General features: G+C 51.9%; 15 protein-coding genes. 5 read left to right on the top strand and 10 right to left on the bottom strand.

What is annotated here, in order from left to right; genetic code table 11:
* Window positions 1-42: 42 nt before the first annotated feature.
* The gene (gene yajL / locus AC07UY_RS03810; RefSeq protein ID WP_203358673.1) at window positions 43-633 is read right to left on the bottom strand and encodes a protein deglycase YajL; all 591 of its coding nucleotides are present in this window, start codon (window positions 631-633) and stop codon (window positions 43-45) included.
* Complete coding sequence (gene panE / locus AC07UY_RS03805) at window positions 596-1,507, bottom strand: 2-dehydropantoate 2-reductase (RefSeq protein WP_494700718.1); 912 nt, start codon at window positions 1,505-1,507, stop codon at window positions 596-598. Before panE ends, yajL begins: the two co-directional genes overlap by 38 nt.
* Window positions 1,508-1,620: 113 nt before the next feature.
* On the opposite strand from panE, the gene AC07UY_RS03800 reads away from it, so the two are divergent.
* Window positions 1,621-2,112 carry a YajQ family cyclic di-GMP-binding protein gene (locus AC07UY_RS03800; protein ID WP_182270309.1) on the top strand — a complete coding sequence of 164 codons (492 nt, stop codon included), beginning with the start codon at window positions 1,621-1,623 and terminating at the stop codon, window positions 2,110-2,112.
* A 98-nt stretch (window positions 2,113-2,210) separates the two neighbouring features.
* Here the strand turns inward: AC07UY_RS03800 and AC07UY_RS03795 are convergent, their stop codons facing one another.
* The 8 genes from AC07UY_RS03795 to AC07UY_RS03760 all read right to left on the bottom strand — a co-directional run bounded on the left by AC07UY_RS03795 (window position 2,211) and on the right by AC07UY_RS03760 (window position 11,072).
* On the bottom strand, window positions 2,211-3,575 hold the full coding sequence (locus AC07UY_RS03795) for an MFS transporter (RefSeq protein ID WP_494659229.1): 1,365 nt from the start codon (window positions 3,573-3,575) through the stop codon (window positions 2,211-2,213).
* 148 nt (window positions 3,576-3,723) lie between these two features.
* Window positions 3,724-4,614 carry a heme o synthase gene (gene cyoE / locus AC07UY_RS03790; RefSeq protein ID WP_494659230.1) on the bottom strand — a complete coding sequence of 297 codons (891 nt, stop codon included), beginning with the start codon at window positions 4,612-4,614 and terminating at the stop codon, window positions 3,724-3,726.
* Between the two features lie 11 nt (window positions 4,615-4,625).
* Complete coding sequence (locus tag AC07UY_RS03785) at window positions 4,626-4,955, bottom strand: cytochrome o ubiquinol oxidase subunit IV (RefSeq protein WP_162378952.1); 330 nt, start codon at window positions 4,953-4,955, stop codon at window positions 4,626-4,628.
* On the bottom strand, window positions 4,955-5,569 hold the full coding sequence (locus tag AC07UY_RS03780; RefSeq protein ID WP_203358669.1) for a cytochrome o ubiquinol oxidase subunit III: 615 nt from the start codon (window positions 5,567-5,569) through the stop codon (window positions 4,955-4,957). The genes AC07UY_RS03785 and AC07UY_RS03780 overlap by 1 nt, the downstream gene beginning before the upstream one ends.
* Window positions 5,559-7,550 carry a cytochrome o ubiquinol oxidase subunit I gene (cyoB, locus tag AC07UY_RS03775; RefSeq protein WP_203358668.1) on the bottom strand — a complete coding sequence of 664 codons (1,992 nt, stop codon included), beginning with the start codon at window positions 7,548-7,550 and terminating at the stop codon, window positions 5,559-5,561. Before cyoB ends, AC07UY_RS03780 begins: the two co-directional genes overlap by 11 nt.
* A gap of 10 nt (window positions 7,551-7,560) precedes the next feature.
* Entirely contained in the window at window positions 7,561-8,517 is a 957-nt protein-coding gene (gene cyoA, locus AC07UY_RS03770; RefSeq protein WP_203358667.1) for a cytochrome o ubiquinol oxidase subunit II, read from the bottom strand.
* Between the two features lie 457 nt (window positions 8,518-8,974).
* Window positions 8,975-10,450, bottom strand: coding sequence for a muropeptide MFS transporter AmpG (ampG, locus tag AC07UY_RS03765; protein ID WP_494700719.1), 1,476 nt, complete (start codon window positions 10,448-10,450; stop codon window positions 8,975-8,977).
* Window positions 10,451-10,493: 43 nt separating this feature from the next.
* Complete coding sequence (locus tag AC07UY_RS03760; protein WP_162378947.1) at window positions 10,494-11,072, bottom strand: lipoprotein; 579 nt, start codon at window positions 11,070-11,072, stop codon at window positions 10,494-10,496.
* Window positions 11,073-11,391: 319 nt separating this feature from the next.
* Here AC07UY_RS03760 and bolA point away from each other — a divergent pair, with 319 nt between their 5' ends.
* From bolA to clpX, 4 genes are all read left to right on the top strand, one after another.
* Window positions 11,392-11,709, top strand: coding sequence for a transcriptional regulator BolA (gene bolA / locus AC07UY_RS03755; protein ID WP_192611381.1), 318 nt, complete (start codon window positions 11,392-11,394; stop codon window positions 11,707-11,709).
* A gap of 347 nt (window positions 11,710-12,056) precedes the next feature.
* Window positions 12,057-13,355 carry a trigger factor gene (gene tig, locus AC07UY_RS03750; RefSeq protein ID WP_192611382.1) on the top strand — a complete coding sequence of 433 codons (1,299 nt, stop codon included), beginning with the start codon at window positions 12,057-12,059 and terminating at the stop codon, window positions 13,353-13,355.
* Between the two features lie 247 nt (window positions 13,356-13,602).
* On the top strand, window positions 13,603-14,226 hold the full coding sequence (gene clpP, locus AC07UY_RS03745) for an ATP-dependent Clp endopeptidase proteolytic subunit ClpP (RefSeq protein WP_003021624.1): 624 nt from the start codon (window positions 13,603-13,605) through the stop codon (window positions 14,224-14,226).
* Between the two features lie 126 nt (window positions 14,227-14,352).
* The gene (gene clpX / locus AC07UY_RS03740; RefSeq protein WP_203358665.1) at window positions 14,353-15,627 is read left to right on the top strand and encodes an ATP-dependent protease ATP-binding subunit ClpX; all 1,275 of its coding nucleotides are present in this window, start codon (window positions 14,353-14,355) and stop codon (window positions 15,625-15,627) included.
* Window positions 15,628-15,694 lie beyond the last annotated feature (67 nt).

The following is a 15,694-nucleotide window of genomic DNA, read 5'->3' as shown; positions in this document are numbered from 1 at the left end:
TCCTTTATTAAGATTAAGCAGGCCGCTGGAGTGGCCTTGAAATTACTCGTAGTAGTTATAAATGCCTGCCGCCATAACTAACTGTGACGCGACCTGATGGGCCTTTTCGCGCCCGACCAGCAGGTCAATGATTTTCAGGCCAAAGTCGATGGATGTCCCTGGCCCCTGACTGGTCAACAGGTTAACGCGCGGGTCCCAAACTACACGTTTGTCCTGCCACTGTTCAGCCGGGATTTTATCTTTCAGCGCGGGGAATCCGGTCATATTACCGAGCGGGAAGATATTGTGCGGAACCAGTACCGTTGCCGCCGCCGCGCAGATTGCCGCGACGATACGTCCGGAGCGATGGAACTGTTTGACCGTTTCAACCAGCAACGGGCTGTCGCGAAAACATTCGGCGCCTTTTATACCGCCCGGTAACACAATAATGTCGAAATCGCCGTCAGCCACTTCCACCAGAGGCGCGTCCGCGAGCAGCTTCACACCACGCGAACAGACGATGGTCAGGGAGCCGTCGCTGGCCACGCTCGCCGTAGTGACCTGAATACCGCCACGAACCAGGAGATCGATAGTGGTAACCGCTTCGGTCTCTTCACTACCAGGGGCGAGACATACCAGTGCTTGAGCGCTCATACTCACTTTCCTTTCGCTTTATCATTTCAAACAGACGGGCGTTTTCCGTAACGGCAATACCATGCGCGCGGGCGCGTTTTAATAAGTAGCCGGTAATGTAATCGATCTCGGTATGGCGCAGAGCACGAATATCCTGCAGCATGGATGAGATGTTTTGTGACGTACTGTCAATCACTTGCTCAACATAATAGCGTAAATCATCCACCGAGGTATGGTGCCCTTCACGCTCGATAACCGCCGCCACCTCCTGACAGATCAGCATGATTTGTTCAGGATGTTGCCGTAGCTCGCCATTTGGGCAGTTCCACAGGGCGGTGAGCGGATTTATCACGCAGTTCACGGCCAGTTTGCGCCACATTTCGGTACGAATATTGTTGTGCCAGGCAACATCGGGCAGCACGTTCTGCAGCAGATCGGCGAGGTAACTGTAATCACCATCCTGTTCACGCGCTGGACCAATGCGCGTTGTCCCATTGGCTACGTGGATAATAATGTTGCCATCGCGCCTTGCTGCGTGGGTGGTGGTGCCCATCAGCAGCGGTTGAGAAATGCTTTGCAGTTCTTCAATCGTACCCATTCCATTGTGAATCAACAGAATCGGTGTGGTCACCGGCAGAATTGCCGCAAGCCCTTTCACGGCGTCCGAGACTTGCCAGGCTTTGAGTGTCACCAGCAACAGATCGCTATTCGCGAGAAAATCGGGGTCGTTCGCCGTCAGGGATTCATTAAAAATCGAACCATCGGTCTCGATAAGGTTCACGCTGCAATAAGGTTGCGGTACCCGCAGCCAGCCTTGTACTTCATGTCCATGTTTGCACAGCGCTGTAAGCCAAAGTTGCCCTAAGGCTCCGCATCCCAATACGGTTATTTTCATTCATCCTCCTCACCCGCAACAGCACCGGGCGTTCTTCCACATAGTATAGCGCTGTCTGTCGAGGAACTTTGCAGGTATTATGCTTCGCATCAAAAACAGAGGGAGAGGAAAAGATGCCATCTTTCGATATTGTGTCTGAAGTTGATCTTCAGGAAGCGCGTAACGCAGTCGATAATGCGAGCCGCGAAGTTGAGTCACGCTTTGATTTTCGGGGCGTTGAGGCCACTTTTGAGCTGAATGAGGCGAATAAGACAATCAAAGTTCTGAGCGAATCTGATTTTCAGGTCAATCAGTTGCTGGATATTCTGCGTGCCAAGCTGCTGAAACGCGGCATTGAAGGGACGTCTCTGGACGTGCCGGAAACGTTCATCCACAGCGGTAAAACCTGGTTTGTTGAAGCGAAGCTGAAACAGGGCATTGAAAGCGCCGTGCAGAAGAAAATCGTCAAGCTGATTAAAGACAGCAAGCTGAAAGTGCAGGCGCAGATTCAGGGCGAGGAAATTCGTGTGACCGGTAAGGCGCGTGACGATCTGCAGTCCGTGATGGCGCTGGTGCGCGGCGGCGATCTGGGGCAGCCGTTCCAGTTTAAAAACTTCCGCGACTAAGTGGTCATGCTGGATGGCGCACAGCGTTAAGGCCTACAATATCAACGTAATGTGTAGGCCCGGTTAGGCTGATAGCCGCCATCCGGCGTAATGAAGAATTACGCGGGTTTGATGGTTTGCTCAACCTCAAACCGATTGGTGATTTTGCTGTCGATCTTCACGTAGGCGGAATGTTCGCTCGCCACAATCAGCACTTCACTCACCCCATCTTTTGCCATCAGGCGCTGTTTGAGGGCGTCATCAGCGGCAACATCCGCTGGAATTTCGACACGTAAGCTGCTGACATACGGCGGTTCTTTCATGGTACTGGCAACCGCCAGCCACACGGCCGTCAGCACGACCCCTGCCAGAAACACTGCCTGACCGTCAAACATCCCATCGACCCAGCCGCCCAACGAACCACCAATCGCCACGCCCAGGAACTGGCTGGTGGAGTAGACGCCCATTGCGGTTCCTTTATAACCGGCGGGGGACTCTTTGCTGATAAGCGAAGGAAGGAGGGCTTCCATCAGGTTGAAGGCGAGGAAGAAAAGCTGAACCCCGGCAATCAGTCCCCAGAAATGGACATCCGCTCCCCACAGCACAATTTCCGCTATCAGGATCAGCGCCACGCACCACAGAAATACCCGCTTCATCTTGCGTTTTACTTCGGCATAAATAATGAAGGGCACCACGGAACCAAAAGAGATCAACATGGTGACCAGGTAAATCTTCCAGTGCTCGGCAGCAGGAAAACCTGCGGCGGTGAGCTGACCAGGGAGGGCAACGAAGGTAGACATCAACAGGATGTGCAGGCACATAATGCCGAAGTTGAGCTTTAGCAGTTTGGGTTCGGCCAGTACCTTGCTGAAACTGCCTTTTACCATCCCGGATTCGCGGTTCAGCACATGGTTAGTGCTGTTAGGTACCACCCAGATAGTCAAGATAATACCGAGGGTGGCCAGTATCGCGATCATCCAGAACAGGGCATTCAGCCCGAGGGCGTGGGTGATCACCGGCCCGAGCACCATCGCAATGGCGAAGGTAATACCAAAACTGACGCCGATAAACGCCATCGCTTTGGTGCGATTTTGCTCGCGGGTCAAATCCGATAACAGCGCCATGACGGCGGCGGCGATGGCGCCAGACCCCTGCAGCGCACGCCCCAGAATGATCCCCCAAATAGAGTGGGAGAGGGCGGCGATCACGCTACCAGCGACAAACACCGCCAGGCCGCCGACAATAAGCGGCTTGCGACCAATACGGTCGGAGAGCAATCCGAAGGGGATCTGGAAAACGGCTTGCGCCAGCCCGTAAATGCCGATGGCAAGTCCAATCAAGGCTTCGCTGGCACCTTGTAGCGCCATACCGTAAGTGGTCAGAACAGGCAGAACCATAAACATGCCGAGCATGCGCAATGAAAATACGGTCCCTAAACCCCAGGTGGCGCGCAACTCGCCTGGCGTCATTTTGTAATCGTTCATTCCCACCTCTGTATACAATTCGCGACTAGTGTAAAGCGGTACGCCGGCGGGGTAAATACGCGGTTAATGAGAAAATATTACGTGCCTAATTAATTTGTGATGTGAATAAAAAAGGGCGCCGGAGCGCCCTTTTTAAGCGATGTTTGACTTACCAGACGTAGGTCAGCAGGCTTTGCGAATTCGGCACCATAAAGTCAACGGACATCATCACGGAGAGTGCGGTAATGGCGATGATGGAGAAGCCGAAGAGCTTACGCGCCCAGACTTTATCATCTTCCACTTTGTAACCGCGCAACGCCATGCCGAGCCACCAGACGCTTACTGCCGCTGCGACGATCAGGTATTTGTAACCTGCGTAGCCGCCAAGGGTCAGCATCAGGGTGGCGATAGCAAACGCCACGATGTACAGCGTGATGTGGTTTTTCGCGACCGAAATACCTTTGACCACCGGCAGAACCGGGATATTGGCTGCCTGATAATCCTTAAAGCGGAAAATCGCGATGGCATAGGAGTGCGGCATTTGCCACAGGCTAAAGATCGCCAGCAGAATCAATGCGCCGCTGTCGAACTCACCCGTTACGGCGCAGTAGCCAATCACCGGCGGCGCAGCGCCGGAGAGAGAGCCAATCAGCGTGCCGTAAACGGAGTGGCGTTTCATGTACAGGCTATAGACGCCAACATACACCACGAAGCCCATCACCCCCAGCCAGCAGGCCAGAGGGTTAGCGCCAAACCACAGCAGCATGAAGCCAGCAATACCCAGCAGGGTGGCGTACACCAGCGAGACGTTAGGAGAGATCAGGCCTTTTACCAGCACCCGATTCTTGGTCCTTTCCATCTTCCTGTCGATATCCCTGTCGATGTAGTTGTTAAATACACAACCCGACGCCACAACCAGTGACACACCGATCAGCGTGTAGATAAACAGGGGGTAATCGATGCTGCCTTTTGAGGCCAGCAGGAACCCCCCAATCACCGAGATCAGGTTGCCAAAGATGATGCCTGGTTTCGTTACTTGCAGGTATTGCTTAAACATCATACTCGCCGCTCTTAGTGCATCATCATGTTGTAGTTGAGGTTCCACATAATCCAGATGGAGCCCACAACCAGGATGGCGATGATCAACACGGTAAAGACGAAAGCCGTCATGTTCCAGCCTTCATCAGATTTGGTGTTCATGTGCAGGAAGCACACCAGATGCACCAGAATCTGTACCACTGCCATCGCAAGAATCGTCCCCAGAATTACGGCTGGAGAGGCAGAACCCGTCATCACCATCCAGAACGGAATGACCGTCAGGATGATCGACAGGATAAACCCTGTCATGTAGGTTTTTACGCTGCCATGGGACGCGCCGCTGTGTTCGGTAGAATGACTCATTACATCGCCCCCATCAGATAAACAACAGTGAACACACAGATCCACACCACATCCAGGAAGTGCCAGAACAGGCTCAGGCACATGATGCGGGTACGGTTAGTGCTGGTCAGGCCGCGACGGGCGATTTGCACCATCAGCACCGCCATCCAGATAAGACCGGAAGTGACGTGCAGACCGTGCGTACCGACCAGCGCGAAGAACGCAGACAGGAAGCCGCTGCGATCCGGACCCATACCTTCAACAACCAGGTGATGGAATTCATAGATTTCCATCCCGATGAAGCCTGCGCCAAACAACCAGGTCAGCATCAGCCAGGAGATGACCTGGCTCTTGTTGTTTTTGTACATGGCGATCGCCGCCATGCCGTAGGTGATGGAGCTGAATAACAGCAGGAACGTTTCTACCAGAACGAACGGCAGTTCAAAAATGTCCTTACCTGTTGGGCCACCTGCAGTGCCGTTCACCAGAACGGCATAGGTTGCAAACAGAATAGAGAACAGAATGCAGTCGCTCATCAGGTAGATCCAAAATCCGAAGATTTTGGTCTGGCCTGCGTCGTGGTGCCCGTGTTCGTGCGCGTGGGCAGTCGCGTGCGCTAAAGTATCAGTTGCCATTTTTCAGCCCTGCCTTAGAAATCTCATCGAAATGCTGATTTTCCAGTTTTTCGACTTCCGGGACTGGTACGTAGTAGTCCACGTCCTCATCAAAGCTTTTCACAATCCAGCTGATGATCATGCCTGCGAAGCTTGCAATCGCCAGCCACCAGATATGCCAGATCATGGCGAAACCGAAGAGGGTCGCGAAGGCGGCAATGACAATGCCCGCACCGCTGTTTTTCGGCATATGAATTTCTTCATAGTGCGTAGGCTGTTTGTACGCTTCGCCTTTTTCTTTCATTTCCCAGAATGCATCACGCTCGTGAACGTGCGGCACAACGGCAAAGTTATAGAACGGAGGCGGGGAAGAGGTTGCCCACTCCAGCGTACGGCCACCCCATGGATCGCCTGTCAGGTCACGGTTCTGGTCGCGGTCGCGAATAGAAACGTAGATCTGGATGACCAGACACAGAATACCCAGCGCAATCAGCGCGGCGCCGCAGGCGGCAATCATCAGCATGGTGTGGAACTGTGGATCAATCTGCTGGCTGAGGCGACGGGTCATCCCCATGAAGCCCAGCACGTACAGCGGCATAAATGCGACGAAGAAGCCGATGATCCAACACCAGAATGCGCGTTTACCCCAGGTTTCGTTCAACGTGTAGCCAAACGCTTTTGGCCACCAGTAAGTCATACCTGCGAAGCAACCGAAGACCACACCACCGATGATAACGTTGTGGAAGTGGGCAATCAGGAACAGGCTGTTATGCAGAACGAAGTCGGCACCCGGAACCGCCAGCAGAACACCGGTCATACCACCCACAGAGAAGGTGACGATAAAACCAATGGTCCACAGCATCGCGGAGTGGAATACGATACGTCCCTGGTACATGGTGAACAGCCAGTTGAAAATCTTCACCCCGGTCGGGATGGCGATAATCATCGTGGTGATACCGAAGAAGGCGTTTACGTTCGCACCCGCACCCATGGTGAAGAAGTGGTGCAGCCAGACGATGAACGACAGCACGGTAATACACACGGTTGCCCACACCAGTGAGGTGTAACCAAACAGGCGCTTACGCGAGAAGGTTGCTGCGACTTCAGAGAACACCCCAAACACTGGCAGAATCAGAATGTACACTTCCGGATGGCCCCAGGCCCAAATCAGGTTGATGTACATCATCATGTTGCCGCCCATATCGTTGGTAAAGAAATGGGTGCCCAGATAGCGATCCAGGGTCAGCAGCGCGATGGTGACTGTCAGAATAGGGAACGAGGCGATGATCAGTACGTTCGCACACAGCGATGCCCAAGTAAATACCGGCATCTTGAACATGGTCATGCCCGGCGCACGCATCTTCAGAATCGTCACGAAGAAGTTGATACCGGTCAGCGTCGTACCGATACCGGAGAGCTGGAGACTCCAGATCCAGTAATCTACCCCGACACTTGGACTGTACTCTATTCCCGAAAGCGGCGGATACGCCAGCCAACCGGTCTGTGCGAACTCACCGACGCCCAGAGACAGGTTAACCAGAATGACACCGACAACGGTGAACCAGAAGCTCAGGTTGTTCAGGAACGGGAAGGCAACGTCACGTGCGCCGATCTGCAGCGGAACCACCAGGTTCATCAGACCGATAACAAATGGCATTGCCACGAAGAAGATCATAATCACGCCGTGCGCCGTGAAGATCTGGTCGTAGTGGTGAGGTGGCAGGAAGCCTGCTTCCCCGGCCGAGGCCAGCGCCTGCTGACTACGCATCATGACCGCATCCGCAAAGCCACGCAGCAGCATGACGATTGCGACGATGACATACATGATGCCAAGGCGTTTGTGGTCAACCGAAGTTAGCCACTCTTTCCACAGATAGGTCCACTTACCGAAGTAAGTAATGAGGCCCAGTAAGGCCGCCCCACCGATGATAATGGCAGCGATCGTAACCATGACGATAGGTTCATGGAACGGGACTGCATCCAGTGTTAATTTTCCTAACATCGTATCTTCCTCACCCCCCTGAATGGGCGGATTCCGCGTGGCTCATGTCCATGCCTTCCATTCCTTCATGTGAGCTGTGCTCGGCTGAAGGGTGGGTCATGTCCATACTCTTACCGTGAGCCATGAATTTGTTAATAACGTCTTTAAACAAATCCGGTTTCACAGTGGAGAAATATTCCACCTGGTTGTATTCGCTTGGTGCAGCCACTTTATCGAACGCTGCCATGTCATTCATGGTGTTCGAAGACTGTTTCGCTTTAGCAACCCATTGATCGAATTCGGCGCGGTCCTTTGTTGCGATAGCCTTGAACTTCATGCCGGAGAAGCCTGGTCCGCTGTAGCTTGCGGAGATACCATCATAAGTACCGACTTCGTTGGCGATCAGATGCAAACGCGTTTGCATACCGGCCATGGCATAGATCTGGCTACCCAGACGCGGGATAAAGAAGGAGTTCATCACGGAGTTGGAGGTCACTTTGAACTCAACCGGAGTGTTCGCCGGGAAGGCGATTTCATTTACGGTTGCAATGCCCTGTTCCGGGTAGATGAAGAACCATTTCCAGTCCATGGAAACCACTTCAATGGTAATCGGCTTCTCGTCATGCGCCAGCGGTTTGCTTGGCTCAAGAGCGTGAGTGGTTTTCCAGGTCAGTACGGCAAGGAAGATGATGATTAAGATAGGCACCGTCCAGACCACAGCTTCCACTTTATTGGAGTGTGACCAGTTCGGGCTGTACTTCGCATCTTTATTGCTCGCACGGTACTTCCAGGCGAAACCAACAGCCATCAAGATGGCGGGAATAACGACAATCAACATCAGGCCAAATGCCGTCAGTATCAATGAACGTTGTTCCAGTCCAATCTGTCCTTTAGGGTCAAGCAGCGCAGAATTACAGCCACTGAGTAATGCAGTGCCTGCAATTAATGACAACCATCCCAAACTTTTATTGTATTTCCTGAGTCTCATTTAACGACCTCAATTCCACGGGACCGGGTGGCGTTTAAAGTGTGTGGGCATTTTACGGGAAGGTTACATTACTGTAAACATCAATGGATCTGTGTTACCGGGTTCTGCCGCACGTGTCACATATGTTGCACGGGGTGTTGAATTGACTTTAAGAACCTGTTGCAACATGACGTTATAACGAAAGTGGGTGATCCGATGAGTCAGGGAGGGCAATTGGTATAACCAATGTGAAAATAAAACAATTAATTAACAATCTATTATCAATAACTGGACAATTAAAAAACGGAAAATTAAATACTCATCGGCTGAATCGTGTAAGGAAAATAGGGGGCGGTGAAATTGTCAATAATTTCCAAATTCTATTGAGCACAAAAGAACAAATATAATTTTTATCAACTGGTGGTTATTTGACCGTTATAATTACGGCATGTTATTACAACGGCAAATAACATTTTCTTTACAGCAAGCGTGTTTTCCGTAGCGCCAGATAATCGAGCAATCCGCCGAACACAATGCCGCACACGGCGATCACAACGCCTGTTTCCAGCATCGCAGGCAGGAACGAGAAATTGGTGTAATCTGCAGCATTCATTGTCAGCAACAGCAGCCACACAACCAGCAAGCAACAGCCTGTTGTCAGCGTGAGCAAGGCCAGACTATAGGCTCTGCGAAATTCCGTTCGTGGAATAAAGCCTTCGCTTTCCCAACTGTGTTCCAGCGTTTGACGACAAACCAGAAGCAGCAGAAGCCCCGGAACGGCGGCGACGACGGAAAAGAGATAGAACGTTGGCCAGCCGTGGGCCTCTACAAACCAGCCCGCGACGGGGCCGACATAGACGCGGCCTACCGCAGAGAGCGCGGAGAGAAGGGCAAATTGAGTAGCGGAAAATGATTTGTTGCACAGGGTCATGAGCAGCGCGACAAATGCCGCCGTCCCCATACCGCCGCACAGGTTTTCGAAAAACACGGCCGCGCCCATGCTGAACATGTGCTTATCGGTGACAGACAGTAACCAATACCCGGCGTTTGAAGCGCCCTGAAGCATGCCGAAGATCAATAACGCGCGGAACAGCGAAAGACGCTGCATCAGAACTCCGCCGTAAAGCGCACCGACAATGGTAGCCAGCAATCCCAGCGTTTTATTTACCACGCCAACTTCACCGGCGTCAAAACCGACGCCGCGAATCAAAAAGGTGGTGGTCAGGCTCATGGCGAAGGCGTCACCCAGTTTATACAGCACGATGAGCAGCAAAATCAGCCAGGCGTTGTTGCGACCAAAAAAGTCGCGCAATGGCGCAGCGACCGCCTGTTCCAGCGTTTTGGGTACCGGGATGCTATCGGCGGGTTCAGGGGCGAGCAGTGTGGCAATAATGCAGGGGAGCAGTAAGGCCGCCATCAGCCAGTACATGCCTTGCCAGCCGAGCCAGCGGTCTGCCATCCAGAGGGCCAGTCCACCGGAAACCAACATTCCCAGGCGATAACCTAACACGCTGATCGCTGCGCCAGTCCCACGCTCCTCGGCGGGTAACACATCGGTCTTCCAGGCATCAAAAACAATATCCTGCGACGCCGAGCAGAAGGCGATAACGACCGCCAGTGCGGCCATCCAGCGCAATTGCGTTCCGGGTTCCAGGAAACCCATTGCCGCAATTGAAATCAGCAACAGAAACTGTGTGGTTAGCAGCCAGCCGCGACGACGACCTAAAAAAGGCGGCGTGTAGCGGTCCATGATGGGCGACCAGAGAAACTTAAAAACGTAGGCCTGTCCCACTAAGGAAAAGAAACCAATGGTTTTAAGATCGATGTTCTCAACGGTCATCCAGGCCTGAAGTGTGCCTGACGTCAGCGCGAGAGGTAAACCGGAAGCGAACCCCAGAATCAACAGGATAGCGGAACGCGGTTGCTGAAATATACGTAAATAGTGACTGGACATGGGCTTCTACGGGCCCGGCGTATGCCGGGCCTGAGGGCAGAAATTAACGTGCGTTCTGCTTAATGAAATCGTGAACGCTGGTGTCCTGAGACATATCAGCGATGGTGTCGGTCAGCACGCTGTTAACCGCGTCAGCGATATTTTTGTTAGAGGCCTGCAGTGCGCCTTCGACAGAGTAGCTGGCACGGTAGTTTTTGGTCATCTTGTTCCCGTTTGCTGCGGTCGCGATGATAGCGATGTCAGCTTTGGTCGCGATGTTGTAGCGGACGCTGCCCTGAGACACATCGGCGTACAGTTGGCTAACAATGATTTGCAGGTTAACCGGACCGTTCGGTCCCACCATGTAGCCACGCGCAGTCATCTGTTTTTCCAGAACTTCTTGCAGCAAGAAACGCAGATCGCGAGACGCGGTCAGGGTAACCATTTGGTTGTCGCGGGTCACTTTTGCCAGCGCCTGATCCGGACGCTGATCGGCACCGTTAATGCTGACGGTAACTCCCATCAGACTCGGGTCCTGCTGTGGCAGGGAAATTTTGGGAGAGACATCAATCGTTGTTGGCGGTGTTGCGCATCCTGCCAGCATAACCAGAGCAACTAACGGAAAGAGGATTTTTTTTAACATGTTCGAACTCTCAGTGACTCTTAAGCGTAATAGAAATTAAGCGTGATAGAAAAAATTCACGCCATCATAACATCGCCAACGGCGAGGGGAAGAGCTCAACGCATGTAAATTCATTGCGTTGTCGGTTTTCTGACCCTCGGGGCACAATACCCCGGTTTTTGGCCCTCGATTGGGCAGATAAGTCAGTAAACTTCATACGTTTGAATGAGAAAATCAGACGAACGCTAAATTTTTGTTGTAAGAGTGTAATGGAAGCGGTAAAAGCGGCTAGTATTTAAAGGGATGGGTGACATCTCAGCGTTGTCGGAGGAGATATTTCATGATGATACGTGAGCAAATAGAAGAAAAATTAAGGACAACGTTCCAACCCGTGTTCCTTGAAGTTGTGGATGAAAGCTATCGTCACAATGTTCCGGCAGGCTCTGAAAGCCATTTTAAAGTTGTGCTGGTCAGCGATCGCTTCATTGGCGAACGTTTTCTTAATCGTCATCGGATGATTTACGGTACGTTAACGGCGGAACTCTCCACAACCGTACATGCGCTGGCTCTGCATACCTACACCATTAAGGAGTGGGAAGGATTGCAGGATACGATATTCGCGTCGCCTCCTTGTCGTGGAGCGGGAAGCATCGCGTAGAAAAACGCATTTGCAACAACTGACGCTTTTCCAGTATGTTGCTACAGATTATGTGAAAACGGCCTGCGGGCCGTTTTGTTTTGTCTGAATTTTGAACGGGCAGTACAGTATTCAGACAAAAATTAGCCGGGAATTGTGAAAAAAGCCGCAGCAACGCGCGATAACCGTTCTCGACTCATAAAAGTGATGCCGCTATAATGCGGCGTCTTATTTTTCGGAATGTCTTCGGGATGATTCTGACGACAGGGAATGTGATTGATTAAGAGAACATCCCAGTTCCGCTAAGCTAACAACCTGTGCTTGCGGAGTAGAGTTGACCGAGCACTGTGATTTTTTGAGGTAACAAGATGCAAGTTTCAGTTGAAACCACTCAAGGCCTTGGCCGCCGTGTAACGATTACAATCGCTGCTGACAGCATCGAGACCGCTGTGAAAAGCGAGCTGGTCAACGTTGCGAAGAAAGTACGTATTGACGGCTTCCGTAAGGGCAAAGTACCGATGAATGTTGTTGCTCAGCGTTATGGCGCTTCTGTTCGCCAGGACGTTCTGGGTGATCTGATGAGCCGTCACTTCGTTGACGCGATCATCAAAGAAAAAATCAACCCGGCTGGTGCTCCGAACTATGTTCCGGGCGAATACAAGCTGGGTGAAGACTTCACCTACGCGGTAGAATTTGAAGTCTATCCGGAAGTTGAGCTGACAGGTCTGGACGCAATCGAAGTTGAAAAACCGGTTGTTGAAGTGACTGACGCTGACGTTGACGTGATGCTGGATACTCTGCGTAAGCAGCAAGCGACCTGGAAAGATAAAGACGGCGCTGTTGATGCAGAAGACCGTGTTACTGTCGATTTCACCGGTTCTGTAGACGGTGAAGAATTCGAAGGCGGCAAAGCGACTGACTTCGTACTGGCAATGGGCCAGGGTCGTATGATCCCGGGCTTCGAAGACGGTATCAAAGGTCACAAAGCGGGCGAAGAGTTCACCATCGACGTGACCTTCCCGGAAGAATACCACGCTGAAAACCTGAAAGGTAAAGCGGCTAAATTCGTTATCAACCTGAAAAAAGTTGAAGAGCGTGAGCTGCCGGAACTGACTGCAGAATTCATCAAACGTTTCGGCGTTGAAGATGGTTCCGTAGAAGGTCTGCGTGCTGAAGTTCGTAAAAACATGGATCGCGAGCTGAAAGGAGCGGTACGTAACCGTGTTAAATCTCAGGCTATCGAAGGTCTGGTAAAAGCGAATGACATCGACGTTCCTGCTGCACTGATCGACAGCGAAATCGACGTTCTGCGTCGTCAGGCTGCTCAGCGTTTCGGTGGCAACGAGAAACAAGCTCTGGAACTGCCGCGTGAACTGTTCGAAGAACAGGCTAAGCGCCGCGTTGTTGTTGGCCTGCTGCTGGGCGAAGTGATTCGTACCAACGAGCTGAAAGCTGACGAAGAGCGTGTTAAAGGCCTGATCGAAGAGATGGCTTCTGCTTACGAAGATCCGACAGAAGTTGTTGAGTTCTACAGCAAAAACAAAGAGCTGATGGACAACATGCGTAACGTCGCTCTGGAAGAACAAGCTGTTGAAGCCGTTCTGGCGAAAGCGAAAGTGACTGAAAAAGCCACTTCCTTCAACGAGCTGATGAACCAGCAGGCGTAATTCGTTGCTTAAGTAGCACGAAATTCGCACAAAAGCCCGTCACCGCCCGGTGGCGGGTTTTTTTTTGTCACGCATTTTGCATGGGAAGAGTGCGAAAACAGCGTTTCAGTGTTAGCGTTACAACAAAAGATTGTTATGCTTGAATTATGGCGATGCCGTACCCATAACAGAGGGACTAGCTGATAATCCGTCCATAAGGTTACAATCGGTACAGCAGGTTTTTTCATTTTTTATCCAGGAGACGGAAATGTCATACAGCGGCGAACGAGATAACTTTGCACCCCATATGGCGCTGGTGCCGATGGTCATTGAACAGACTTCACGTGGTGAGCGCTCTTTTGATATCTATTCTCGTCTACTCAAGGAACGTGTCATTTTTCTGACCGGCCAGGTTGAAGACCACATGGCTAACCTGATTGTGGCGCAGATGCTGTTCCTGGAAGCAGAAAACCCGGAAAAAGATATCTATCTGTACATCAACTCCCCTGGCGGGGTGATTACCGCAGGGATGTCTATCTATGACACCATGCAGTTCATCAAGCCGGACGTCAGCACCATTTGTATGGGCCAGGCGGCCTCAATGGGGGCATTCTTGCTGACTGCAGGCGCAAAAGGTAAACGTTTCTGCCTGCCGAATTCTCGCGTCATGATCCACCAGCCTCTGGGCGGTTACCAGGGCCAGGCGACGGATATTGAAATTCATGCCCGTGAAATTCTGAAAGTGAAAGGGCGCATGAATGAACTTATGGCGCACCATACGGGTCAATCTCTTGAGCAGATTGAACGTGATACTGAGCGTGATCGCTTCCTCTCCGCTTCTGAAGCGGTGGAGTATGGATTAGTCGACTCGATTTTGACCCATCGTAATTGATGCCCAGGGCGCAAGTGTGCCGCTATAATATCTAAGGGCGGCACAACGCAGACAAGCGACTTGCGCCTGAGAATGGCATTTGCGTCGTCGTGTGCGGCACAAAGAACAAAGAAGAGGTTTTGACTCATGACAGATAAACGCAAAGATGGCTCGGGCAAATTGTTGTACTGCTCTTTTTGCGGCAAAAGCCAGCATGAAGTGCGTAAGCTGATCGCCGGTCCATCCGTGTATATCTGCGACGAATGTGTTGATTTATGTAATGACATCATTCGCGAAGAGATTAAGGAAGTGGCACCGCACCGTGAGCGTAGTGCGCTGCCGACGCCGCATGAAATTCGCAATCACCTGGACGATTATGTTATCGGCCAGGAGCAGGCGAAAAAAGTGTTGGCGGTCGCGGTATACAACCATTACAAACGTCTGCGCAACGGCGATACCAGCAATGGCATCGAGTTGGGCAAAAGTAACATTCTGCTGATTGGTCCAACGGGTTCCGGGAAAACGTTGCTGGCCGAAACGCTGGCGCGCCTGTTGGACGTACCGTTCACCATGGCCGACGCCACCACCCTGACCGAAGCGGGTTATGTGGGTGAGGATGTTGAGAACATCATTCAGAAGCTGTTGCAGAAATGCGACTACGACGTGCAGAAAGCACAGCGCGGTATTGTCTACATCGATGAAATCGACAAGATTTCCCGTAAATCAGACAACCCGTCTATTACCCGTGATGTTTCCGGTGAAGGCGTACAGCAGGCACTGTTGAAACTGATCGAAGGGACGGTTGCCGCAGTTCCGCCGCAGGGCGGTCGTAAACATCCGCAGCAGGAATTCTTGCAGGTTGATACCTCTAAGATTCTGTTTATCTGCGGTGGTGCGTTTGCGGGGCTGGATAAAGTTATCTCCCATCGCGTAGAAACCGGGTCGGGCATTGGTTTTGGCGCGACGGTGAAAGCGAAGTCTGATAAAGCCAGCGAAGGTGAACTGCTGTCGCAGGTTGAGCCAGAAGATCTGATCAAATTCGGTCTGATCCCTGAGTTCATTGGTCGTTTGCCGGTGGTCGCAACGCTGAACGAACTGAGCGAAGAAGCGCTGATCCAAATTCTGAAAGAGCCGAAAAACGCGCTGACCAAGCAGTATCAGGCGCTGTTTAATCTCGAAGGCGTGGATTTAGAGTTCCGTGATGAAGCGCTGGACGCTATTGCCCGTAAAGCGATGGCGCGTAAAACGGGGGCGCGTGGTCTGCGTTCTATCGTAGAAGCCGCTCTGCTCGACACAATGTACGATCTGCCTTCAATGGAAGATGTTGAAAAAGTGGTGATCGATGAGTCCGTCATCGGCGGCCAGAGCAAGCCGTTGCTGATTTATGGTAAGCCAGAAGCGCAGCAAGCATCTGGCGAATAATTAGCCATTTCATACAATCAGTTAATCAAAAAGGGGGGATTTTATCCCCCCTTTTATTTTTCCTGTA

It is taken from the genome of Citrobacter sp. GW821-FHT02E08 (assembly GCF_059421685.1).
This window is presented reverse-complemented; position numbering and strand designations above follow the sequence as displayed.

Excerpts from the sequence above, each read along its gene's own strand:
- AC07UY_RS03780 (WP_203358669.1), bottom strand. The coding sequence starts at position 5,569 with ATGGCAACTGATACTTTAGCGCACGCGACTGCCCACGCGCACGAACAC.
- clpP (WP_003021624.1), top strand. The coding sequence starts at position 13,603 with ATGTCATACAGCGGCGAACGAGATAACTTTGCACCCCATATGGCGCTG.
- ampG (WP_494700719.1), bottom strand. The coding sequence starts at position 10,450 with ATGTCCAGTCACTATTTACGTATATTTCAGCAACCGCGTTCCGCTATC.
- panE (WP_494700718.1), bottom strand. The coding sequence starts at position 1,507 with ATGAAAATAACCGTATTGGGATGCGGAGCCTTAGGGCAACTTTGGCTT.
- AC07UY_RS03785 (WP_162378952.1), bottom strand. The coding sequence starts at position 4,955 with ATGAGTCATTCTACCGAACACAGCGGCGCGTCCCATGGCAGCGTAAAA.
- yajL (WP_203358673.1), bottom strand. The coding sequence starts at position 633 with ATGAGCGCTCAAGCACTGGTATGTCTCGCCCCTGGTAGTGAAGAGACC.
- cyoE (WP_494659230.1), bottom strand. The coding sequence starts at position 4,614 with ATGATGTTTAAGCAATACCTGCAAGTAACGAAACCAGGCATCATCTTT.
- cyoA (WP_203358667.1), bottom strand. The coding sequence starts at position 8,517 with ATGAGACTCAGGAAATACAATAAAAGTTTGGGATGGTTGTCATTAATT.
- bolA (WP_192611381.1), top strand. The coding sequence starts at position 11,392 with ATGATGATACGTGAGCAAATAGAAGAAAAATTAAGGACAACGTTCCAA.
- AC07UY_RS03800 (WP_182270309.1), top strand. The coding sequence starts at position 1,621 with ATGCCATCTTTCGATATTGTGTCTGAAGTTGATCTTCAGGAAGCGCGT.
- AC07UY_RS03760 (WP_162378947.1), bottom strand. The coding sequence starts at position 11,072 with ATGTTAAAAAAAATCCTCTTTCCGTTAGTTGCTCTGGTTATGCTGGCA.
- AC07UY_RS03795 (WP_494659229.1), bottom strand. The coding sequence starts at position 3,575 with ATGAACGATTACAAAATGACGCCAGGCGAGTTGCGCGCCACCTGGGGT.
- clpX (WP_203358665.1), top strand. The coding sequence starts at position 14,353 with ATGACAGATAAACGCAAAGATGGCTCGGGCAAATTGTTGTACTGCTCT.
- tig (WP_192611382.1), top strand. The coding sequence starts at position 12,057 with ATGCAAGTTTCAGTTGAAACCACTCAAGGCCTTGGCCGCCGTGTAACG.
- cyoB (WP_203358668.1), bottom strand. The coding sequence starts at position 7,550 with ATGTTAGGAAAATTAACACTGGATGCAGTCCCGTTCCATGAACCTATC.